Source organism: Lewinellaceae bacterium, from assembly GCA_020636135.1.
GTDB lineage: Bacteria > Bacteroidota > Bacteroidia > Chitinophagales > Saprospiraceae > JAGQXC01.
This window is the reverse complement of the sequence record JACJYK010000001.1, coordinates 684,486-708,134: the sequence shown is the minus strand read 5'-3', so window position 1 is coordinate 708,134 and position 23,649 is coordinate 684,486. Positions and strand designations below refer to the sequence as shown.

15 protein-coding genes are annotated in these 23,649 nt (G+C 49.1%); 6 read left to right on the top strand and 9 right to left on the bottom strand.

Annotation, left to right across the window (positions count from 1 at the left end; genetic code table 11):
* Window positions 1-144 precede the first annotated feature (144 nt).
* The 6 genes from H6570_02680 to H6570_02655 form a co-directional block, all read right to left on the bottom strand.
* The gene (locus tag H6570_02680) at window positions 145-624 is read right to left on the bottom strand and encodes a DNA starvation/stationary phase protection protein (protein MCB9318161.1); all 480 of its coding nucleotides are present in this window, start codon (window positions 622-624) and stop codon (window positions 145-147) included.
* A 130-nt stretch (window positions 625-754) separates the two neighbouring features.
* Window positions 755-1,153 (bottom strand): rhodanese-like domain-containing protein, encoded by a 399-nt coding sequence (locus H6570_02675; protein ID MCB9318160.1) that lies wholly within the window; start codon window positions 1,151-1,153, stop codon window positions 755-757.
* 64 nt (window positions 1,154-1,217) lie between these two features.
* Window positions 1,218-2,975 (bottom strand): solute carrier family 26 protein, encoded by a 1,758-nt coding sequence (locus tag H6570_02670; protein ID MCB9318159.1) that lies wholly within the window; start codon window positions 2,973-2,975, stop codon window positions 1,218-1,220.
* Between the two features lie 78 nt (window positions 2,976-3,053).
* Window positions 3,054-5,921 (bottom strand): molybdopterin-dependent oxidoreductase, encoded by a 2,868-nt coding sequence (locus H6570_02665; protein MCB9318158.1) that lies wholly within the window; start codon window positions 5,919-5,921, stop codon window positions 3,054-3,056.
* 19 nt (window positions 5,922-5,940) lie between these two features.
* On the bottom strand, window positions 5,941-7,557 hold the full coding sequence (nrfD, locus tag H6570_02660) for a polysulfide reductase NrfD (GenBank protein ID MCB9318157.1): 1,617 nt from the start codon (window positions 7,555-7,557) through the stop codon (window positions 5,941-5,943).
* Between the two features lie 43 nt (window positions 7,558-7,600).
* Window positions 7,601-9,025: an MBL fold metallo-hydrolase gene (locus H6570_02655; GenBank protein MCB9318156.1), complete on the bottom strand. Its 1,425-nt coding sequence runs from the start codon at window positions 9,023-9,025 to the stop codon at window positions 7,601-7,603.
* 237 nt (window positions 9,026-9,262) lie between these two features.
* On the opposite strand from H6570_02655, the gene H6570_02650 reads away from it, so the two are divergent.
* The 4 genes from H6570_02650 to H6570_02635 all read left to right on the top strand — a co-directional run bounded on the left by H6570_02650 (window position 9,263) and on the right by H6570_02635 (window position 13,882).
* Complete coding sequence (locus H6570_02650; protein ID MCB9318155.1) at window positions 9,263-9,577, top strand: helix-turn-helix transcriptional regulator; 315 nt, start codon at window positions 9,263-9,265, stop codon at window positions 9,575-9,577.
* A 321-nt stretch (window positions 9,578-9,898) separates the two neighbouring features.
* On the top strand, window positions 9,899-10,231 hold the full coding sequence (locus tag H6570_02645; protein ID MCB9318154.1) for a hypothetical protein: 333 nt from the start codon (window positions 9,899-9,901) through the stop codon (window positions 10,229-10,231).
* 987 nt (window positions 10,232-11,218) lie between these two features.
* Window positions 11,219-12,307: a gliding motility-associated C-terminal domain-containing protein gene (locus H6570_02640; protein ID MCB9318153.1), complete on the top strand. Its 1,089-nt coding sequence runs from the start codon at window positions 11,219-11,221 to the stop codon at window positions 12,305-12,307.
* Between the two features lie 93 nt (window positions 12,308-12,400).
* The gene (locus H6570_02635; protein ID MCB9318152.1) at window positions 12,401-13,882 is read left to right on the top strand and encodes a hypothetical protein; all 1,482 of its coding nucleotides are present in this window, start codon (window positions 12,401-12,403) and stop codon (window positions 13,880-13,882) included.
* A gap of 31 nt (window positions 13,883-13,913) precedes the next feature.
* On the opposite strand, the gene H6570_02630 is transcribed toward H6570_02635, so the two are convergent.
* Together H6570_02630 and H6570_02625 are read right to left on the bottom strand one after the other, a co-directional pair.
* Window positions 13,914-15,146: a metal-dependent hydrolase gene (locus H6570_02630; GenBank protein MCB9318151.1), complete on the bottom strand. Its 1,233-nt coding sequence runs from the start codon at window positions 15,144-15,146 to the stop codon at window positions 13,914-13,916.
* A gap of 421 nt (window positions 15,147-15,567) precedes the next feature.
* The gene (locus H6570_02625; GenBank protein MCB9318150.1) at window positions 15,568-18,813 is read right to left on the bottom strand and encodes a PD40 domain-containing protein; all 3,246 of its coding nucleotides are present in this window, start codon (window positions 18,811-18,813) and stop codon (window positions 15,568-15,570) included.
* A gap of 261 nt (window positions 18,814-19,074) precedes the next feature.
* On the opposite strand from H6570_02625, the gene H6570_02620 reads away from it, so the two are divergent.
* Both H6570_02620 and H6570_02615 read left to right on the top strand, forming a co-directional pair.
* Complete coding sequence (locus tag H6570_02620; GenBank protein MCB9318149.1) at window positions 19,075-20,520, top strand: DUF5106 domain-containing protein; 1,446 nt, start codon at window positions 19,075-19,077, stop codon at window positions 20,518-20,520.
* Between the two features lie 51 nt (window positions 20,521-20,571).
* On the top strand, window positions 20,572-21,681 hold the full coding sequence (locus H6570_02615; protein ID MCB9318148.1) for an NAD(P)/FAD-dependent oxidoreductase: 1,110 nt from the start codon (window positions 20,572-20,574) through the stop codon (window positions 21,679-21,681).
* Window positions 21,682-21,725: 44 nt separating this feature from the next.
* Here H6570_02615 and H6570_02610 read toward each other — a convergent pair whose 3' ends face one another.
* A complete protein-coding gene (locus tag H6570_02610; protein ID MCB9318147.1) occupies window positions 21,726-23,579 on the bottom strand; it encodes a glycoside hydrolase family 13 protein in 1,854 nt (617 codons plus the stop codon).
* Window positions 23,580-23,649 lie beyond the last annotated feature (70 nt).

The window sequence follows — 23,649 nt, the reverse complement described above, 5'->3', positions numbered from 1 at the left end:
CTACTCCGGCAAGACAAACCTTTCCAATGGATCCCCGGGACCTCTATCCAGCGACGTATTGAATATAAATAATAAACTACGTCGCTTATGTGATTTTCATCACACAATGAATCATTCAGGCAAAAAATTGAAAAATGGCTGCGATCAGCCCAGGTATGCCGCATACATCCATACCAGCTTCTCCTGCTCGCGGATGTAGTCGCTCATTAGTGCATTGGTTCCTTCATCTTCCGCATCGGCGGAATCGGACAGCAAAACCCGCTGTTTCCCAATGATGATCTTAAATGCATCCAGGATCTGGGCAATGGCTTTGCGGCCTTCGGTGACATCCTGATGGACTGCCACATCCGATTTCTCAAGGTAATCGGAAAAGGTATGATCCGGAGTTTCTCCCAAAGTCAGGACTCGTTCGGCGATCTCATCCACCTTGACCAGTAAGTCGGTATAAAGCTCTTCGAACTTAAGGTGCAGTTCAAAGAATTTTTCACCCTTTATATTCCAATGGTATCCACGTGTGTTCAGATATAACACCTGATAATTTGCCAATAATTCATTTAATCCTTTGGCCAGGGCTTCCGCTTTTTCTTCGTCCAGACCAATCCGGTTTATCTGAATGGTTTTCATATACGATCAATGATTTACAATGGTTTAAATAAAAAATTATCCTCGGAAACCTAACAATAGATATACGAAACCGTTCGCAGATGGTACGTAAAAGATAAACCTGTCAGGAGCAGGCAGAGTGTCACCCCTCTCAGGAAGAGGGCAGGTGGTTTTCGACAGCAGTGACCGGAAGTTTTCTGGATTTCCATTCATTCCAGCCTCCTTCCATGTTGAACACCCGGCGATTATCAAAGCCGCCATTTCGCATTAAGGTAGCGGTCCGGATGCTGCGCCTGCCACTTCGGCAGTAAATGAAATATTCAGCCTCTTCAGGTAATGCGGTAATATCTTTCCAGAAGGATTCACCGAAATAATTGATGTTGATGGCATCCGGTAAATGACCAGCGGCGAATTCCGCAGGAGTGCGCACATCGATGATGATCGAAGACGAAGAATCCAAAATAGCCTGCCAGAATTCTTCCGGCAATAAGTTATTCAGTTGAGCTTTGAGGAAGCGCCAGCGAGACGTCTTACATGATTTATCCTCCATGCAGCAGTAAGGGCTTGAAAAATAAAGTTACAACATATCTCAGAACGATGGAGGAAATAGTTGGTTAGGGCTTGGAAGGATCTTCTTTCTTCTCGCGGACATTGGTCTGCAGTGCTTTGGCCTGAAGACGTGCCGATCGTTCATCTCGCCGGTTGTTATAATCATCCATGGCTTGCTGAACATTAAGGAAAACATTGTCTTTACCAATAATCTCTGGCAAGCCTGCCTTGTAAAGAATATCCCTTACCGGGCCTATCACTCCCGTCAGCATAAAGTCGACCTGATTCGCATGCATCTGATTGATCACCGACTCCAAAGCCTCGAGCCCGCTGGTATCCAGGTCGCTGATGCTGCTGGCGTCGAGCACCATCGCTCTGACCGGCTCTTTTTGCTGCAGAATGATCTGACGGATGGTATCTTTAAAATACGTTGAGTTTCCAAAATACAAAGGTGCGTCAAATCGGATGATCACCACCCCACCCTCCTGCATGGCTTCCGGAAACCGGGTTACATTCCGGTAATGGGTGGATTCAGGCAACCGTCCCAGGATGGCCATATGCGGAAGTGAACTGCGGTAAATGACCATGGCTATGGAAAGCAACACCCCCGCAAGGACCCCTTCTTCTATCCCAAAGATCAGGGTGACCAGGAAGGTCAGGATCAACATGTAAAAGTCATGCCGGTGAACATGCCACAACCGGATCGCTCCCTGATAATCAAAAAGGCTCTTGGTTGCGAGCATGATAATAGCTGCAAGGATAGCATTTGGAAGATAATAGAAAAGCCCGGTCATAAAGATCAGGGTAAACACGATGACCACCATGGTGATCACGGACGATAATTGCGTTTTAGCGCCGCTATCGTTGTTAACCGCCGAGCGGGTGAAACTTCCCGAGGTGACCAGTGACTGAAAAAAGGCGCCGCCGATCTTGGAGACTCCCAGCGCCAGGAGTTCCTGATTCGGTATTACCACATAACTGCGGTGTTTGGATTCCAGACTCTTGGCAATCCCGACCGACTCAACTATACCAATGATGGAAACCGCCAGCACCGTCGGAAAGATTTGTACCAGCCGTTGCCAGGTGATATACGGCATTTCAAACCGCGGCAATCCCTGCGGCACCACCCCCACCGTATCCAGCCCGTGCTGATCCAATCGCAGGATCCAGGTGATCAAAATGCCCAGGATAACCGCGATCAATGCGCCTGGTATGTTCTTGTTTAATCTTTTCAGCAAAAGGATCAGCGCTATTCCCGCGAAGCTCATGATCAGAGTGATCCAATGTGTTTCTGTCAAATGTGTCGCCGCATAATAGAAGGTCTGGTAAACATGGTCAAAGCGTGGTATTTTGATCCCCAGCAGGTATTTCAATTGACTTACTGCTATGATCACTGCCGCTGCCGATGTAAAGCCGGATACCACAGGATGCGATAAAAAGTTCACGAGAAACCCAAGCCGCAACAGACTCAAGATCAATTGTAATACGCCTACCGCTAAGCCGGTCAATATGACCAGGGAGATGTAATCCGGTGTCTGGGGTTCGGCCAGAACGCTAATACCTGCCAGAACCAAAAAAGCATCCACCGCTACCGGGCCGATGGATATCTGCCTGGAAGTACCAAACAGGGCGTATAACAATAACGGGATCAGACTGGCGTACAGTCCGTAAATCGGTGGCATTCCTGCCAGCAGGGCATAGGCCATCCCTTGTGGCACCAGCATCACCCCTACGGTGAGGCCGGCAACCAGGTCATGCCTGAACCAACCTTTTTGGTATTGAGGCAACCACTCCAGAACCGGTAACCACTTCTTCAATGCCATGAATCGGAAAGATACCAAATCAATAGGGCAACCGACGAGACCGGACCTGCTTTTTCAGTGCCAACAAACAAGATTGCGCTATTCTTCCTTTTTATTGAGATAATACAATTCCGTCTGAGGTCTCAGTGGACGATTGAACCACAAGGGCCGGCGCAAGCCATCCGGGCCGGGGGCCGGACGGGTCATATTCAGCCACTCGCGGTAGTTCTCAAAGGATCGTTTGGTATCCACAAAGATGTCACCATACTTGTCGTTAGGCTGAGGCACCTCGATACGCACGCGCTGATGCCAGCAGTGCATTCCTGAGATCGGATCGGGATGGACGGCATGGGTGATGTTTTGATGGACACCTCCGTCACTCCAGAATATGCGCTTACTGTCTTTATCTGAACTTTCAAAGGGCCGGATGCCGGTAATGGTTGACATCTTCCAGCCTCCTTTTCCATCGTTGTTGATCTGAACGGTATTGGTAGCCCAGCGATTGCCGACTTTATCCTGGGGACGGCGCCAGCGGCCCAGGTGATGTGAACAAGCCACCACATCCGGCGCCATACCTTCCGTGACCCACACTTTATCGATGAAGTAGCCGATGTCGGTATTCACTTTCACCAGGTCTCCGGTTTTGAAACCGAATCGGTTGGCGACCTGCGGATGCATCCAGATCGGATTGCGATTGGAGATCTCTGCCAGCCATTTGGCATTGCCACTGCGGGAGTGGATCAAGGTGGGCAGGCGGAAAGTAGGTACGAGGACATACTCACCCTCCTCCTTCTTCAGGCTCTCCGGATGGATATGACTTTTAACATAGGCTGGTATCGCATATTCAGGCCATTTCCAGTCTACCATCGTCTGGGAATAAAACTCATTCCTCCGCGATGGTGTCGGGAAGCCGACATGGGCAACTCCATTCACCATGATACCGATATCCTTACCATCCTTGCTGATGATCTGGGTCTTCGGATCCACGGAACTTCCCTTGAGATCCGCCTCACTCAGTAGCTTTTCGTGCTTCTTGTAACCATGTTTTTCGACTTCAAAGGCGCCGTATTTCCGCATGTATTCGAGCGGAGTCAGGCCTTCTTTGGCTGAAGCTTCCGGCAATCCCTTGGTATGCTCGAAGATGTACTGATAGTATTCATCGATGTTAATCTTTTCACCAGGCCGGTAAGGGCTGATAAAATGCTTCCGGATTCCCAGTTCACCGTCCGGGTCGATCCGCCAGCTCAATTCAATCCAGAATTCGTCCTCTTCCCAGACTTCGCCCGGATTTACTTCGTAGGTGAATGTAAATTCTTTGCCTTGTTTGCGGGCAAACTCCCGTAATACCGGTTGCCGGAATGCGATCCAGGTTCCGGAATGTGTTGCATAACTGTTGATATCATGCCTTTCCGCCGAATGCCCCATAGGCAGGACGTAATCGGCAAAGAAGGCGGTTTCATTCCAGGTGGGGGTAAGCGCACAGTGCAGTCCGACCATCGATTCATCCGACAGCGCCTCTATCCAGGAAAATCCGTCCGGATAGGTCCATACCGGATTAAATACCCGTGTGAAGTACACTTCCATCCGTGCGCGTTTTTCCTTAAGGAAGTGCGGGAGCAAAAAGCTCATCTCAAAGAAGGCCAATGGATATTCATCCGGGAAATGCAGTTCATTCCAGAACTTGGGTCCGGGAGGGTTATCGAAAAATGTCGGTTTAAATTTATTCCAGCTGTTCGGTGAAGTGCCTCCTTTGGCACCGACGGCTCCCATCAGGACCACCAGGAAATGGAGGCAGCGGGACACCGCCCATCCGCCCAGGTTACCACTCGCGGCGCTGCGCCAGTTGTGTGTGGCAAACCGCTCTCCGGCTGCGCCGATCTGACGGGCCACCTCGACGATCATTTCAGGATTGGCACCACTTTCTTTAGCGGCATATTCAGGCGTGAATTCCGCATAGGCTTCACGCATTTTCAGAATGTAATTTTCAAAGGTAACCGGTGTGTCCGGATGCATATTTTCCAGAAACTCCTGCCAGTTCGTCCAATTCTCCAAAAACGGGCGGTTGTAGAGGCCTTCATCCAAAATGACTTTTGCCATTGCAAGAAGTACCGCGGCCTCAGACCCTGGGTAAGTAGGAAGCCAGTAATCGCTCATACTTGCCGTATTGGAAAGGCGGGGATCCATAGTTGCCAGCTTGGCCCCCTTCATCTTACCCTCAATGATCCGCTGGGCATGGGGATTAAAATAGTGTCCACTTTCAAGGTGTGCCGAGATCAACAGGATGAATTTCGCTTCCGAGTGGTCTGGTGAAGGGCGGTCATAGCCATACCAGATGTTGTAACCAAAACGTGCTCCGGAAGAACAGATGTTGGTGTGACTGTTGTGGCCATCTACCCCCCAGGATTTCAGAATGCGATCCATATAACCTTCATGGCCGGGACGACCTACGTGATAGACGACTTCGTTGTTGCGTTTTTCCTGGATCGCTTTCCGGATGCGGGCTGCGATATCATCCAAAGCGGCATCCCAGGTCACGCGTTCCCATTTCCCTTCACCCCGGGCTCCGGTTCTTTTCATCGGATAGAGGATGCGGTCAGGATCGGTGATCTGGTTGATGGTAGCAGGACCTTTGGCACAGTTACGGCCGCGGCTGCCCGGATGGTACGGGTTGCCCTCCAGTTTGCGGATCTCTCCTTTCTCCTTGTCTATGTATGCAGTCAACCCGCACGCGCTCTCACAGTTGAAGCACGTGGTGGGCACGATGGCATAGTGTTTCTTTTCCTTTTTTGGCCAGGAGGTGGCTTCGTATTCCACCCAGTCATCCCACTGATCGGGCGGGGGAAACTTGGTCAGGTCACCCGGTTCGGTGAGCCGGTTTACAGGTGCCTCTTCTTCCTGGTGCAAATCAGGTATCAAGCCGATTTTCTCGGCGATACGTTCGATTACGGATGCTTTATGATGACCCATAGGATTTTCTTATTTCAGATTAACTTAAAGGAATACGTTGTGGCGCTTCCACCCAGATCTTCTCGGTCACGTAGATGCCCACTAAAACCAACACAGCTGCCAGTGCCCACAACAGGGGATTACCCTGGGCAAAGACCAGCAGTGTCACCGGAAGCACATTTCCGATCAATACCGTACCCATCCAGAAGAGATTGCGGTAGCGGCCTTCCAGGATCATGTGTACCACCCGCTTGGCATCAACCGTCGGATGCGTCATGGTCATCTCCATCAACATGGTAAACAGATTGACACCGATCCCGATCATCATGACCCGCTGCAGGAATGCTGTCCAATCCCAGGATTGCGGAAGCAATACATTCAGGATCAGAAAGGCAGCAGCTCCGGCCATAAAACTGTGGACCAGCATATGGACGGCGAGTGTAGGACTCTGCCAAAAGTCGCGTCCTTTGGCCTGGGCAAACAAAAAGGCCGTATAAATGGCTACCATAACCCCTACCAGGGCTGTCAACCACATGACGGGAGCTTCCAGCCCAAACCAGCCAAACCAATTGATCAGGGCCAGTAAGGTTATCAACGCCCCGTAAGCAGTGATGGTATATCCACCGCGTACCAGCCAGGATTTCCACTGTGGCCGGAACAACACATTCAGAAAACGATCCGGACGATCCAGATCCTTAACCAAAAGCAAGCCGGTCAGTCCCAGGAAAAGCAGTCCAAGGCCCAAAGCCCAGAAAAATGTCGGAGCATCGGGACGCGCCCAACCAAAGGCCCAGGCCAGGAAGGGGATCAGGAATGCACCGGCAGAAATGGCTTTGGTGAAAACGTAGGCGGAAACTTCCCAACCCCACAATATCCCTTTATCGGGGCTATCGTAGATCCGTCGGGGCTTACCCAGCAGAACATCGATGGATTTTGCGCCTTCGGGCTCAACGGTCGTCCCCTGGACGCCTGAAGCCTGAATGACGGCCTGAACCACATCCGGGTTGGTAAATGCCATTTTCTCAGCCTGTTTGGCATAATGTCCCACTCCCCGTTCCTGTGAATTCCAGAAATAATTGTTGGACTTCTCGGTCAGGGAAGGGTTAAGGGAGGCATCGTCGGCATCGATGTAAAAGAGGTTGGGCACAGTGCCTTTCTCCGGTTTGCGCACTTTCACCTGCTGACGGGACAACAACTGGGCGATCTCCGTATCTGGATCGTCCATGTCACCGGAGATGATGGCATGTTCCGGGCACACATTGACGCAGGCTGGCTCCAGGCCGACATCCACCCGGTGTGCGCAATAGTTGCATTTAGCAGCCGTGTGCGTATCCGGATCGATGTACAAGGCATCATAGGGACATGCCTGCATACAGGACTTACACCCGATGCAGCGGTTCTTGTTAAAATCCACGATCCCATCCTCCCGGAAGAATAGCGCTTCTACCGGGCAGATCTCCACACAGGGAGCATCGGTGCAGTGGTTGCACCGCATGACCGAAAACAACCTCCGTGTATTGGGAAACGTGCCTTTCTCGACCTGTTTAACCCAGGTGCGGTTAACGCCTACCGGAACCTGATGTTCACTCTTGCAGGCGGTGGTACAGGCATGACAACCGATGCATTTACGGTTATCGATGACGAATCCAAATCTCATGGTTAATTAATATTAACGGTTTATATCAATAGCAATCTGCTGCCTATCCTTCACTCTTCAATGTCGAGGGGCAAACGTAGTCTGTCGTAGGAATTCCGGCGGCAATCATATCTTCAAATGTCCCGACAACATCGACGATCTTTTCAAATCCACGGGACTTGAGGATCGAAGCTGCAATGGTACTGCGGTAGCCGGAACGGCAATGTAAATAATAGGTGTCATCGCGGTTGATCTCGCTCATGTGGTCGTTGATGAAATCCAGCGGGAAATGACTGGCTCCATCCACATGCTCAGCGCTCCATTCGCCTGGTTTACGAACATCCAGAATGTGGAGTTTTTCACCGGATTTCATCATGGCGGCAAGTGTGGGTACATCCAATGCTTCGATGGTATCCACCTCTTCTCCCGCAGCTTTCCAGGCGGCGAAGCCTCCCTGAAGGTAACCAATGGCATGGTCATATCCCACCCGTGCCAGGCGCAGGACTGTTTCTTCTTCCTTGCCTTCCGGTGCAACAATGAGGATGGGCTGTTGCAAGTCCGGTATCAGGGCGCCAACCCAGGGCGCAAAGGATCCATCCAGGCCAATAAATACGGAATTGGGAACAAAACCTTTTACAAATTCTTCTTTGTCGCGAACGTCCAGGATCAGCGCATCGTGCTCATTGGCAGCCACTTCAAATGCCCGTGGAGACAGCGGAATAGCTCCACGCTTGATCACCACATCGATGCTTTCATAACCTGATTTATTGATCTTGGCATTCTTGGCAAAATATTGAGGCGGGGGTTGCAACCCATCGGTCACTTCTTTGATGAATTCATCACGGGTCATATCGGCCCGCAGGGCATAATTGGTTGCTTTCTGGTGACCCAGAGTATCCCAGGTCTCGGAAGACATGTTTTTGCCGCATGCCGAACCGGCACCATGGGCAGGATAAACGATCACATCATCAGGCAGGGTCATGATCTTATGACGCAGGCTGTCATAGAGCCATCCGGCCAGGTCTTCCTTGGTCAGGGAGCCTTTCTTCTGGGCCAGATCTGGGCGGCCTACATCCCCAATAAAGAGCGTATCCCCCGAGAAGATGGCATATTCCTTTCCGTTTTCATCCAGCAAGAGATAGGTGGTGCTTTCCGGAGTGTGTCCCGGCGTGTGCAGTACACGGATCCGCACTTTTCCCAATGGAAATTCTTCACCATCCCTGGCAGTATGTTTCTCGTACGTCGTGTCGGCTTGCGGTCCGTATACGATCTCAGCTCCGGTCTTTTTGGCAAGATCCAGGTGGCCGGAAACAAAATCAGCATGAAAGTGGGTCTCAAAAATGTACTTGATGGTCGCTCCATCGGCCTTGGCCTTCTGGATATAGGGCTCGGTTTCCCGTAATGGATCAACGATGGCAACTTCGCCTTCGCTTTCGATGTAATATGCCCCTTGAGCGAGGCATCCGGTATAAATCTGTTCTACTCTCATACCACGGTTTTTTTACAATTGATAAAATAGCCAATGGCAATTGGCTCAGCGATGAAGCACCAATATAATGATTTGTACAAAAAACATGAATATTTGTTCATATATTGTTATAATAATATTGCAGTACCTAGTATCTAGTAGTCAGTAACTAGTATCCAGTATATAGAACTACTGACTAGTGTCTACTGTCTACTCCCATTTGCATAAGCGGGCATTCCTCGTTATCTTTGATTCATCATGAGAGAAACCGAAGTCATTAACCGCGATTTGGCCGAGCGCCTGGAACGCACGGCATTTATCCTCAAGACCGTGGCCCACCCGCTCCGGCTGGGTATTATCCACTTGCTGGAGCAATACCCCAAGCTGGCCGTGACGGAAATCTGCGAAATGCTAGGTTGTGAGCAGTCCCTGCTTTCCCATCACCTGCAAAACATGCGCTTTAAAGGCATCCTCAGCGTAGAGCGGGATGGCCGCAACATGTTCTATTCCCTCAAAGAGCGCGACGTGTCTCTGATCATCGAGTGTCTGGAAAACTGCAACTGCAATATGTGATGCGGTAGATTTGAGATTTGAGATGTAGGATTTGGGATGTGAGATTTGGGATGTGGGATTTGAGTTTTGAGACTCAGGTTTTAACCCAATTTATGCAATAGACCCATATATTCAGGACACACCTGGCATTCAAGCACCTTGGCCGAATTGTTAATTAACCAGGAGGTTGTTGACTTTAACAGATTGTATTAGTATGTTTGAAATAAGGGCGGCATGCATCCCCTTCCCTACTAATTGTTTAGAAAGCTATTCAGTTACCCAAAATATATGGACAGAAGAAGCCAAACAAGCTAATGTACAAGTTGAGCACACCATGCTCTGATGAAACATTTCGGGTTGGATACATTTACCGTTGAGGATGTTGAACGAGGAAGAGAATTGGAACAACGATGTAACCGTACTTTAGTACTTTATCTGGGTGACTTCAATAATAGTGGCACGACAAATTCAACAGATATTGTGGCAATGAATCAGTGGCGGTATTATAATAATAATAACGAGTGGATTGATGATGTAACAGCTGGTTCCTATCCATTAGAAGTGAATAAATTTGCATTTATTTCTAATGAAACCTCTGGTACCGGCCCATATGAACTCAGTATTCAAGATCAAAATGATTTGATCTCCACGATATTATGTAATATTTGCTGTTAGATTTAGGTAGGGGGAGCATTGTTCTCCCCCTTTTTTATTATATGTGCTATGATAAAAATAATCCAAACCCTGGTTTTACTAACAATACTAAAGACCGTTTTTTCTCAACCAATCAATAACATCTGGTACATTTATAAGGATATTGGAATGGATTTTTCCACGAACCCACCCCAATTATTAAACGATGGCAATTTATTATACAATGCAGTTGGATGTGCTTCCATTTGTGATTCATTTGGAAATTTACTCTTTTACTCAGATGGGCAGACCGCATGGGACAAAACCCATAGTATTATGCCGCACGGGACACGCCTTGATGGAATGAATGCAGAATATGAAAATGCTCTCATCCAACAAGTACCTGGTTCTGATGAAAAATACTATCTATTTTACCCAAGTCCATACTACTTAAAAAATGGGCTTTATTATTCCATAGTCGATATGAGTCTAAATTCAGGGCTTGGAGACATTATCCCTGAAACTAAAAATAGTTTATTGATTGAAAACACCGTTATAAATGCACTTACTGTCCAGGGACCATGTGGATCCATTTGGCTCATCACGCATGAAAGATTTACTAATTTATTTTATATTTTCAAGATCACTGAATCGGGAATTGAATTATATAATTCACAATTAATTGGTCCAAAATTAAATTTACAACGCTCTGGGCTCATCATAACCGGATCTCCTAATAATGATTTTATTGCAATTAGTGAATTAAGCGGACTAATTTATCTCTTTCGGTTTGATGCCTACACCGGCAATCTTTCTGATCCGGTGCCAATTCATCTACCACCAACGATCTACAACTCCCACATTGATCTTGCTTTTTCTCCCGATGGTACTAAACTTTATGTGACGGAACCGCTTTATAATACCGGAGAAAAGGTTTTTATCTCACAATATTTTTTAAGCAATTATACTGAAACTGCAATAAATGCATCGCAATACAGGATTCCTACAAATTTTCAAAGCGCCAATGATATGGCTCTGGCCCCGAATGGAATCATTTATCTCTCGCATGTGAATGAAAACTTCCTCTCGGCGATCACTAATCCAGACGGGGCTCAGGCACAATGCCAATACGTGGATTCCGCCTACTACCTGGGTGACCGATCGCATGATGTAAACACCATCGATCCATACTTTGCCAGGCAATCTTTATTGCCACGTACGGTTGTACTTCCACCTCGTTCTTTTCGTTCCGACACCGCCGTATGTCAGGATAACCCCATTCAACTTATTAAACCCGACAATATCAATAGATTCACCTGGTGGGATGGCGATACCGCCTCTTCCAGGATCATCTCCAGTCCCGGGACTTATTGGCTGGAAATTGAAAAAGATGGCTGCATACGCAGGGACTCGATCACCGTTAGTGAGATTTCCACCTCTTTTATTACCCTACCCAATGATACCACACTCTGTCCCGGAGCCCAATTGCGGATAAACATTCCCACCTCCATGACAGCGACCTGGCAGGACGGATCGTTAGCTAATTCTTATGAAATCACTTCCTCCGGATTATACTGGGTTGATCTGGAGCACAATGGATGCGTCCGACGGGATACCATCCAGGTCTTGGCTGCCAATCCAGGTTCATTGCATATTTCTTCCGATAGCTTTTCATGTGAAACGACGGCTTTGGAACTTACCGCAACCTCCGGATTTTCATCTTATCAATGGAATACCGGTCAGACCACAAACACCATCACCATCTCAGATCCGGGCTCCTATTGGGTCCATGGATTCAGCGATGAAGGGTGTATCGTATCGGATACCATCACGATTCATAGTAACTGTGAATGCGATGTCTATATTCCTAATATCTTTTCACCTAATGGCGACGGCAATAATGATGTTTTCACCATCCATTCTGCCTGTCTGTTTACGACGTTTCAGATCGACCTGTATAGCCGGTGGGGTCAGCACATCTTTCATTCATCCGATTCCACATTCCAATGGGACGGAGGGAATTGGCCTCCAGGTGTATATGTTTACAACATCACCTTTTTATCAGGTAATACAATCAATCCTAAAGTATTAACCGGGTCAGTGGTCCTTCTACGGTAAATGCATTTATTACAAGAGGTTAAGTAGGGCATTCCTGTACACCAAGGATTACCTTACAACTTGTATATTTAATTTCACGAACCACTTCATCTGATGAAATCATTCCTAGCACTTGTTTTTTGTTGTGTATCACTACAAGGCACAGCACAAAATGATTCCCTGGCTTTGGTCGCCTTCTACCTGGATATGGATGGTGAACACTGGACTACCACCTGGGACCTGCACCAACCCCTATCCACCTGGTATGGTCTGGATATGGCGAACAACCGGGTCTATGGCATCTCCTTATTAAATAACAATCTCAAGGGAGAACTCTCCGATGCGATCCTTGAACTGACCGAGATGCGAAACTTTCAGGTGGGGAATGACAGCATTTATGGCAACATCCCGGACAGCATCCAGCTGATGAAACAATTACAGTTTTTCTACTGTACAAATACTCAGCTTTCCGGCAGTATCCCGGCTTCGTTTGGAGACCTGGATAACATCACCAGCATCTATTTGGGTCGTAATCAACTCTCAGACACCCTGCCTGCATCCCTGGCCAACTGGAAAAACTTACTGGACTTTGACGTGAGCAACAATCAACTGAACGGCACCATCCCGGCGGGAATGGGCGAAAACTCCCTATTGCGTACCTTCAATATATCTGCCAACCGCTTTACCGGAACGATTCCTCAGGATTTTAAAGATGCCAAGAACCTGGAAGAACTCATCGTCTTTCGCAATGAATTAACCGATTTTCCGGTAGACCTGATGGCCCAGATGAACAAATTGAGGCGAGCTCAAATCAGCGAAAATGAATTTTCCGGCCCGTTTCCGGTTTTGCCTGCGAGCATCGAATCTTTCAGCTGTGTGGATAATCATTTCTCCGGCGCCATTCCCGCCGGTGTCAAAGATTTAACGCACTTAAATCTCCTGGATATCCGGGAAAACTACTTTAATGAAATTCCAGATTTCCATGGCCACCCTACCCTCCAGTCACTGGACATCGGCGGCAACGAATTTACTTTTGAAGATGTGTTGCCTAATATCGGCGCAGTGGAATTTTACACCTATGCCGATATGAAGCCGGTAGGAAAAGACACGACCATTGAAGTAACAAACGGTGCTGATTTTTCGTACGTTTTTTCCATCGACACCACCATCGGGAATAAAACCTTTCACTTTTACCGGGATCAGATCAACTGGATGTCAAACAGCACCGGAGTTTTGGAATTTCCAGACTTCAGTATCCTGGACACCGGCACGTATTATGTCGAGATCACCCATCCGGACGCGCCGAACCTTACACTTATGTCGCATAGCCTTAGACTAACCACTCAAGTCACCACCGGCAGAAAAGCTGTGACCTCAAACGATATTCCAATAATATACCCCAATCCCGTCTCGGATGCACTGCATATTACCGGTGTTACTACTAAACAGCAATATGAGATAAGGGATATTTGGGGCCGCCGGGTAATCACGCCCGGGCGCTGGAATGGAGATGGATTATCCCTGGACCACCTTCCCGCCGGATGGTACTATTTATACCTCCCGGGTAAGGCGACCATCCCATTTATCAAACGTTAGCTTATTCCGCATCAGGGGGTAATGGACGGCATCAGGGCAAACCCTTCATGCGTATCCAGAGACTGTGCAATCCGGCACGGATGTCTTGTCCGTTGCCTTCACGCCCTCCGTCCACCTGCCAGTCTCCCATTCCGTTTTTCACCAGATGAAATCTGAACACGCCTTCGTCATCACCTTCCGACGGTATACCCCCAAAGCGCAGATCGGTGAAACTGTATCCTTCACCCTCCTGCTTCCAATGGTAATACCCTTTGGAAAACCAGGTCAGTATCCGCCAGGCGCGGGTGCCGGCCAGGTCCGGTGGCGGACTGGACCAATAAGCATACCGGTTGGTGATGCGAAACACCGGATTCTTATCTGTCAGGGCATAGTCCCCAACATATATGCTATCACCAGCCACTGCCACCCCATGCCAGAGAACGTTATTCGTGAGGGTGGGTGATGCATAGGATTGGCTGGGTTCAAGATGACTCATCCGGAGTGATTCTTTCCAAATACCATTTACCCGGTCTTTATTAACCCAGGTCCCCGCCCAGTAAATCGAGCTCACCACCAACCCGGCAACCAACAGAAATTTTCGGAGGAGAGCACTTCTCGGTAAGGCAGCTGCAATACTCACCGTCAAAGCCAATGGCAATGTGAACAATAGATCCACCACGGCCATATTGCCCCAGGCTACCCGCTCATTGGAAAAGGGATACCAGATCTGAGTACCATAGGAAGTCGCACAGTCCAATACAATGTGGATCAATATGTTCAGGGCAAAGAGGAGGTACCACTGGCCGAAACCTACCGATTCCGGTTCCTGCATGTGGTCAGCAAAACCCCGGATCTGAGCATGGTAATAATTGTAAAAGATCACACCACCCAGGGTCAATCCCAGGATGCCAGGTATTAATCCGTACCATCCTGCTAAAAAAGTGGTAATCCATGTCAGCCCTGCAGCGAGAATCAAATAAAACAAAACAAAGATCATCCCGCGCAGCCACGGGTACCCCGGCCAGCGTCTGAAAGCCCCCCGGTACCAATGTGGCATCAACCAGGCCAGCAACAAAGGCGCAGTAAACATGAATACCCACGAATGGGTGAAGGCACGGTGCAGTTCCAATCCGCCCAGGTCATCCGTTAATAACTGGGTAAACACATCAAAATCCGGTACGGAACCGGCCAGCGCACCAAGTACCATCCCCCGGTTGCCGATTTTCTTCCCCAGGATCAGATCTCCTACCGCGGCACCGACGACGATATGTGTTAATGAATCCATCTATTTGTACCCCCAGGCCAAAGCCCAATAAATATACCGTTTTTGCTTTTGTTCGATACTCCAGGCTTTTGCTACCTGAGATCTCTCCACTCCCGTTGGTCGGTCGAGATGACACTAGGTTAAGAATGACCTTTAAAACTCCATGACTGGGCTGACCGAAGCATCAATTCGCTCTGTGCTCCACGTTCCGGACTAAAGCCGTGAGGCTATGGAAATATTATCTCCCCAGGCTAAAGCCGTGTGGCTATGAAGCGTTATGCTGACAAATTCTACCTACTGACGCTCGTTGCCCTTGGTCAGCCCCGCGTCTGTCACTTCTGCCACCTCTTTTACTTCTGCTACTTCTGCTACCTCTTTTACCTCTTTTACCTCTGCTACCTCTTTTACCTCTTTTACCTCTGCTACCTCTTTTACCTCTTTTTCAATTCTTATTCAACCCCTTCGCGGTGCGGTCATCCGGTTTTGGTGCCGGGGTCATGCGGCCGGGATGTTCTTTCGCCAGCTTCATAACTTCCGTGACCACTTTTTCAATTTGCGGATCGCGACCCTGCATCAGCAGTTCCGGATCATCCCACACCTCGTAATTGGGTGAAACGCCTTCACCTTCCCAGAACCACTTCCCATCATTGGCATAGAGCCGCGCACCTGGCACGGTGATGCTTCCGCCATCGATGAGCTGATGTCCGGTGGCAGGACCTACCAGGATGCCGAGGGTACGTTCTCCAACGATCGGTCCGGCTTTCAATTCTTTAAAGGCCCAGGGCAGCCCATCACCTCCGGAACCGGCCCAGCCATTGATCAGCATACCTTTAGGCCCCAGATTTAACCTTATCGGCCAGGTATGATCACGTCCATGTCGCCAGTGCAGATTATAGACAACAGGCCTTTGCATCAATTCCAGAAAACGATCTGCCAGGGAGCCGCCACCATTGAACCGCTCATCGATGATAATGCCCTCCTTATCCTGCTGACCATAAAACATGCTGACCAGTTCCAACTGGCCCTGGTTGGCGGTATTGGACATGTAGACATAACCTAATTTCCCATCAGAAAGCTTATCCACCATTTTACGGTTGTTCTCGATCCACTCCAGATAACGGAGTTGAATCTCTTCACCCTGACCCAGGCATTTGACGGCCACGGTGTGACTCGTGGATAACATCCCGTCTTTGCTGACCGTAAGTGCCACCGTCTTGCCATTAAGACCTTCGAAAGGGGCATACGGATCCATCGACGGATCCAGGACAATGCCATTCACGGCGAGGATGTACTCACCTTCTTTCACCGGGACACCCGGCCGGTCAAAAGGAGACCGCACTTCCGTATTCCAGGCAGCCGGACGAACGATGCGTTTAATCCGGTATTTCCCATTGTCCAATGACCAGTCAATACCGAGATATCCGGTTTCCTTCCGATCCACCTGTTCGACATCACCGCCACCAGTATAGGTATGGCCGGCACTCAGTTCAGCCTGCATATTGGACTGGATGTTGGTCACATCCCATCGCGTACGGGCATCTTTGATCAGCGCGCCATAACGTTTGTGCATGGCGTTCCAGTCCACACCCTGCATATTGGGATCGTAAAAGAAATCGCGGTAGCGCCGCCAGGTGTCATCAAAGATCTCCTGCCATTCTTCTTTGGGTACCAGATCCATGACCAGGCCATCAGTGGGAATGGGATCTTCGATTTTCTGACCGGGCGCCGGCTTGATAATGCCATATTTCCCGCGAATGCCGACCAGGATGGATTTCCCATCGGCCGACAAGGCTACATTGTTGATACCTTCGATCACCGTTTTTTCTTCACGTGAATCAAAATCGTAAAGTACCAGCTTGGCCTGGCGTTCTCCGGAACCGGTATTTGGACCTTTGGAGAAGACCAGTTTGCCCTCAAAGGCAGCCATCGCACCAAAATTACCAGCAGTGATGGGCAATAGTTCCAGCCGGGATTCAAGGTCCGTGAAGTTGATATTGACCACTAGTTTGGACGTATCTTTCTCCGGTTTCTTAGCATCCGGATCCGGCATCGTATCATTTTTCACCGCCAATAACGAGGCTACCTCCGGCTGCAATGCCAGGGCGGCAATGCGGGTTGTATTGGGATAGATCCAGGTACCGTCACCGAGGCTGGAATAGGAAGCATCAAACTCGCGGTCTGTGAAGTAAAACAGGTACTTGCCATCGACACTGAAGACCGGCTCATAATCGCTGTAAAATCCGCTGGTCACCTGGTGCTTTTGTCCATCCCTGGTATCGAATACGAAAATGGATTCATTGCTGTTCTCCAATTGCTGGGTGAATGCAATCCACCGGGAATCCGGAGACCAGGAGATCTGATATCCGGGGCGACCTCCGTGTCCGACATTCCAGTAGTGGTTGCCGGCCGTGGTGGTAGCGCCACTATTTGCATCGATGATAAAGATGGTATTGGTCTCGTCGATGAAAGCAATCTTTTTGCTGTCTGGTGACCAGAATAAATGGTAGCCATACCCTTTACCCCGTTTGGTCAGTTGCCGGGCAGGAGATTTCCCATCCGGATCCTGCAGCCAGACTTCAAACTCACCACTTCGGTCACTCCAGAAAGCAACCTGTTTACCATCCGGTGACCAGGCAGGATCCCGGTCAAAGGCACCGGATGAACGGGTCAGATTAAGCGTGTATCCTTCCTTCACAGGCACATTGAACAATTCACCCCGGGCCTCAAAAATGATGCGTTTGGCTTCTGGCGATACCGTTCCGTTTGCGATCCGGCTGCTTACGTCCACGGATCGTGGCATCTCCACCGACAGGTCACTGACGACCTGAACATTGACTGGCTGATATTTCTCATCGGCCAGACCCATCCGGTATAAAGTCCCGCCTACCTCAAAGACAAGATCCTGGGGACCGGCAGACAGATAGGTGATGTCAAAGTCTTTGAAATCCGTTACCTGTTTGGACTGTTTCGTCTTCGTGTTGTATGACCAAATGTTGCGACGCATATCGGCAGCCTGATCAGAGATAAAGTAGACCTTATCTCCAGCCCAGGCCGGCTTCCCGTCGGTCGCGTTGTTCTTGGTGATATTTTCAACTTTTTGAGTGGCAAAATCATAGATGAGGACATCGGAAGCAAGACCTCCCCGGTAACGCTTGAAGGGATAGTTTTCGGTGATCTTGGTGATGTACGCCAATTGTTTCCCATCCGGTGAATAGCTGGCCAATTCTCCGTAAGGAATAGGCAGCTTGTCCGGCAGCCCTCCCATTTTATCGACCAGATAAAACTGATTATAAGACTGTCTACCACTCTCGCGGCGAGAGGCAATAAGCAAATGCTGTCCATCCGGATGCCACTCCACCATGCGATCTGCCTGGGACTGATAGGTAACCCGGGTAGGCAGCCCGCCGGAAACAGGGATCACATAGATGTCGTCGTTGCCATTATAACTCGCCGTGTAGGCGATGTATTTGCCATCCGGCGAAAATTTAGGCCAGGACTCTTCGCCCGGTGAATGGGTGACCTGGGTCGCCGTTCCACCCGTTTTGGGCATCAGCCACAAGTCTCCGCCATAGACAAAGACGATCTGATCCGCCGATACATCCATATAACGGATCAGCTTCGCATTGATTTGAGCGTGCAGATATGCAACGCTGATGAGGGCAATAATCAGAAAGGAAATTTTTTTCATTATACTTCGGTTTAGTTCAAAGTCAAGGAAAGTAATGTCCGGATCACAAGAGATTTCTTGAAGACACGACGGGTTTAGAAAGATAAAAATACCTGAGGAAATGCATTCCGGAGATGGACATAAGGTTTGAAAGATTCGATCAAACGTCGGGAGGACACTATAAGTTAACGTTTCAAATGAAGTGGTTTTCGAGAAAAAACCAACGAGATCATGCGGAAAAGGTGCTGGATATTACTTTTGTAACTCTGAAATTCATAAACCATGAAGTTAATCAAATATTTAATCCTGGTGCTTCCGACCCTGCTTTTCGCCTGCCAGAGCACTTCGCCTGATGCCAATGCTGAAACAGCTGAATCACCGGATATCCTAATTCACATTGATCAGGGTCCGATCGGATGGGCCTTTGTTGTTGGTATTTATGGCGATCAGCGCTTCAAATTGGATTCTGCCCAAATGGATGAAAAAGGAGATCTCCGATTTAAACGGCAAGAACCTTACCCGCAGGGCGTGGTATATGTATTGCTGCCGAATAACGCTTCCTTTCCGTTGATCGTTGGTGCGGACCAGACTATGAAAGTGAATACGGTGATCAACGAGCTCATCGGCCAGATAAAAGTCGAGGGCAATCTGGAAAATGAATTGCTCTATGGGATTACCCACCAGGAAGATGTCTACAACCGGCTAATTGAACCTTTGAACAGCCAGGTGGAAGCCATGGATCAGTCCAATCCTGCTTATCAGTCGCTGGTATCAAAAAGGGATAGTCTGGTAAGGGTACGTACGGAAATTACGGATAATACCCTAAAAAAATACCCGGATGCGTTCGTCACCAAATTTAAGAATGCCGGCAAGAATCCCGATATCCCGGATGTGATCGGGCCTGATGGCCAACCAGACCTGAATGCCAAGCTGGTCCGCTACCGGAGAGCTTTTTGGGACGGTGTCGATTTTTCCGATGAGCGACTGCTGCGCACACCCGTCATATACAATAAGTTGAACCGCTACATGACCGAACTGACCATCCAGGATGCCGACAGCATCATCCAGTCGGCAGATGTGCTGATCAACCGGGTAAAAGAAGATAAACCCTATTTTAAATTTTTTGTAAACTGGATCGGTCTAAAGTACGAACCAGGCAAGGTCAATCTGATGGATGCAGAAGCCGTCTATGTTAACCTCGTGCAGAATTACATCACACGGGATCTCGCTTTTTGGGCAGACTCCATGCAGATCTACGGACTACAAAAGCGGGCCAGCGAAATGGCAGCAAGTTGTGTCGGTCTGAAAGCTCCCAATGTAATCTCCACCGATCCCAGTGGGCAGAAGCGGGCAATCTACGACATGAAAGAACCCTACGTGGTCGTCTATATGTTCAACCCTACCTGTGACCATTGTATTGCGGAAACACCCCAACTGCTGAGCTTATTCAATCAATGGAAACGAGAAGGCAAAGGCTTCGGCGTTTATGCCATCGCCCTGGATACCAATCCGGAAGAGTGGAAAGGATTCATCCAGAAATTCAACACCGGTGCCTTTGTCAATGTATTCGACCCGACCAATGCGTCCATCTATGCGAAATATTATGTCGACAATACACCGGAGATCTACGTCCTGAACCCGGACCGGATCATCATCGGCAAGAACCTGCATCCGGAGCAAATACCGATTATTATCGACAGGGACCAGAAAAAGAAAGCAGGTAGCTAACTTCCATCACCAGGTTACAGAAATGATAACAACGTGAACAACCACCATACCCTGATCATCGGAGCCGGACCTGCCGGTTTGGCTGTTGCCGGCCGGATGCGTCAAGCCGGGCTGGAATTCACCTTGCTGGAAAGCTCGGACCGCGTAGGTGTCATGTGGTCCAGGCACTACGATCGCCTGTGCCTGCACACGGTAAAACAATTATCCCACCTGCCCCTTCTCGACTTTCCCACGGACTACCCGGTCTATGTGCCCAGGAAGTCCCTGCTGAAATATTTTGAACACTATGCCAGGCATTTCAACATTCGTCCGGAGTTTGGTCAAAAAGTCTCCCGGATCCAAAAAAACGATCAGGGCTGGGAAGTTACCACCGGTGACAACACGTACCAGGGAGAATCTGTAGTGATCTGCACCGGTATCAATCGAGTACCCATCCATCCCCACTGGGAAGGAGAAAATCAGTTCGCCGGATCAATTACCCATAGTGCTGATTACAGGAACCCGGCCCCCTTCAAGGGCAAGAAGGTATTGGTCATTGGCATGGGGAACACCGGAGCCGAGATAGCCCTCGATCTGGCTGAAAATGCTATAGATGTTTCACTCTCGGTGCGCTCACCGATCACCATTGTTCCACGCGATATTGCAGGTAATCCTGTCCAGTTGACGGCCAAAAAGCTGGACCGGCTACCCTGGGGTATCGGAGACTGGCTGGGCACCCAGATCCGGAAAATGGTCATCGGGAATCTGGGACAATACGGCGTACCGCTTTCAAAAACACATCCTGCAGTCCAGCTGAGGGAGACCGGCAAAACACCGGTTATCGACCTGGGAACGGTAGCCCAAATTAAAAAAGGTAAGATCAAGATATTGCCAGATGTCTCCGGTTTTGATACATCTGCGGTCCGGTTCAATGACGGCAGCATGCATCCGTTTGATGCTGTGATCCTTGCTACCGGATACCGGGCAAAACTGGAGGAGTTCATCCCGGGCATCCAGGAATTTCTGGACCAGAATGGTTACCCCAAAGCACCTGTAGGCGATGGCGTATTCCGGGACATGTACTTTGTCGGTTTCGACAATTATAAACTGGGTGGAATACTGGGAACGATCTATGATGATTCATTAACCGTTGTCGAACAGATCCGGAAGAATACCGCATAAAACTGCGAACTACTCCCCTGGCCAGCCAATAAAAAACCGTTGTTTTATTTCATTAATTCAAGGATCAATGGTTGCATCGGCTTGATCTCCAGCTGATCCACAAAATGCATGACCTGGCCACTGATAATATCATTTGCTTCCTGAATTCCCTGCAGCCTTTCTCCAAACCGCGACAGGTCCAGCTTTACCGGGCTGTTATTCTTATTTAATACAACCATTACCTGCTGATCATCCACATAGCGGAAATAGACATATACTCCATTCTCCGGAGCATAATGCATCAACTTACCAGAACGAACCGCGTCATTGGTCTGGCGCCATTGTAACAGCGTCCGGATAAAGGACTGCATATCCTTTTGTTCTGGTGTAAGTCCCTGACCGGTAAATGCATTCACGCGGTCACCCTGCCAACCACCCGGAAAATCACTGCGGATAATCCCATGACTATCTGTACCCGGATTGGACATCAGGATCTCCGTTCCATAATAGATCTGGGGAATACCCCGGGTAGTCAGTATAAATGCCAGGGCCAGTTTGTCTTTTGCTACATCCTCGCCAACCTGGGTAAGGATCCGGCTCATATCATGGTTATCGGGGAATATGGTCAGGTTGCCCGGATCGGGATAGACAAAATCATTAGCCAGTACATCATAAATTCTGATCCATCCGGAGCCAAAATCCGAATTCTCATTCAAAGCCTGATGCAATGCCATCGTAAGGGGGAAATCCATCAAACTGGGCAGGCAAGAAGTATATCCGTCCTGATTTATTTTTCCACGCTGCCAGTACGATACGATGGATGGGTTGTCAACCCACTCTTCACCTACAATGTTGAAATTTGGATATTCATTCAGGATCCGGCACGTCCATTCAGACATGAAGTTTTTATCCGGATACGAGTAAGTATCCTGTCGTATGCCGGCAAGGTTGGCGTATTCCACCCACCAGATCGAGTTTTGAATGATGTATTTGGCCATATAAGGATTGCGCTGGTTCAGGTCCGGCATTTGCGTCACAAACCAGCCGGCAGAGAACTTTTCGCGGTCAGACGGTGACGCATGGGGATCCTGGTTGACTGTGCGGCGGTGAGAGGTTATTTCCGGATGGCCCTGGTAGTTGATCCAGTCCTCAAAGGGTAGGTCCAACATCCACCAGTGGCGGTCCCCGCAATGGTTGGCGATCATATCCATGATCAGTTTTAATCCCTCTCCGGCAGCCTTTTCACTCAACATGCGGAAATCTTCGTTGGACCCAAAGCGTGGGTCCACCCGGTAAAAATCCGTGGTTGCATAGCCATGATAGGATTGCGCCAGCTGATTGTTTTCGAGGACGGGATTCAGCCAAATGGCTGTAAAACCAAGGTCATGGATGTAATCCAGATGCTGTGTGATCCCCGACAGGTCACCGCCATGCCTGCCAAAGGGTTCCGTGCGGTTGTACGGGTCCGGCATTCCGGACACCTGATCATTGGAAGTCTGGCCATTGGCGAAACGGTCCGGTGTGATCAGATAGATCACATCTTCAGGCGTGAAAGAAGCACGGTAGGCCGAACCGGAACGGCGCTGCTGCACCGGATAATCAATCTTTAAGTCCGGTGATCCCTGCCGCTGCAGCTCAAAGTTCACGGTGCCGGGCTTAATATCCCAGGTAAAACGCAGGTCCACAAAGAGATAATTGGGGCTGGCTGCATCGTGTACTGCCACAACCTCTATGCCTGCATAATCGGTTGTAACAAGATATCCACGGAGATCCTGCCCATAAAGCATAAGCTGCAAGTCCGGATCGTGCATCCCTGCCCACCAGGACGGCGGTTCTACCCGCTCGATCCGGCTTTGGGACCACGCATTCAGGACGAGAAAAATCGTAAAAAATAACAGACTGAATTTTCTGGGATTCATGGTACACAGATTTATTCAAGTAAAATAAAAAAAGCCCCCCAGAAGGTATTCCGAGGGGCTTGTTTAACAG

What these genes read in the sequence shown, in the direction of transcription:
- H6570_02680 (MCB9318161.1), bottom strand. Translation starts at nt 624, where the DNA reads ATGAAAACCATTCAGATAAACCGGATTGGTCTGGACGAAGAAAAAGCG.
- H6570_02675 (MCB9318160.1), bottom strand. Translation starts at nt 1,153, where the DNA reads ATGGAGGATAAATCATGTAAGACGTCTCGCTGGCGCTTCCTCAAAGCT.
- H6570_02670 (MCB9318159.1), bottom strand. Translation starts at nt 2,975, where the DNA reads ATGGCATTGAAGAAGTGGTTACCGGTTCTGGAGTGGTTGCCTCAATAC.
- H6570_02665 (MCB9318158.1), bottom strand. Translation starts at nt 5,921, where the DNA reads ATGGGTCATCATAAAGCATCCGTAATCGAACGTATCGCCGAGAAAATC.
- nrfD (MCB9318157.1), bottom strand. Translation starts at nt 7,557, where the DNA reads ATGAGATTTGGATTCGTCATCGATAACCGTAAATGCATCGGTTGTCAT.
- H6570_02655 (MCB9318156.1), bottom strand. Translation starts at nt 9,025, where the DNA reads ATGAGAGTAGAACAGATTTATACCGGATGCCTCGCTCAAGGGGCATAT.
- H6570_02650 (MCB9318155.1), top strand. Translation starts at nt 9,263, where the DNA reads ATGAGAGAAACCGAAGTCATTAACCGCGATTTGGCCGAGCGCCTGGAA.
- H6570_02645 (MCB9318154.1), top strand. Translation starts at nt 9,899, where the DNA reads ATGAAACATTTCGGGTTGGATACATTTACCGTTGAGGATGTTGAACGA.
- H6570_02640 (MCB9318153.1), top strand. Translation starts at nt 11,219, where the DNA reads ATGGCTCTGGCCCCGAATGGAATCATTTATCTCTCGCATGTGAATGAA.
- H6570_02635 (MCB9318152.1), top strand. Translation starts at nt 12,401, where the DNA reads ATGAAATCATTCCTAGCACTTGTTTTTTGTTGTGTATCACTACAAGGC.
- H6570_02630 (MCB9318151.1), bottom strand. Translation starts at nt 15,146, where the DNA reads ATGGATTCATTAACACATATCGTCGTCGGTGCCGCGGTAGGAGATCTG.
- H6570_02625 (MCB9318150.1), bottom strand. Translation starts at nt 18,813, where the DNA reads ATGAAAAAAATTTCCTTTCTGATTATTGCCCTCATCAGCGTTGCATAT.
- H6570_02620 (MCB9318149.1), top strand. Translation starts at nt 19,075, where the DNA reads ATGAAGTTAATCAAATATTTAATCCTGGTGCTTCCGACCCTGCTTTTC.
- H6570_02610 (MCB9318147.1), bottom strand. Translation starts at nt 23,579, where the DNA reads ATGAATCCCAGAAAATTCAGTCTGTTATTTTTTACGATTTTTCTCGTC.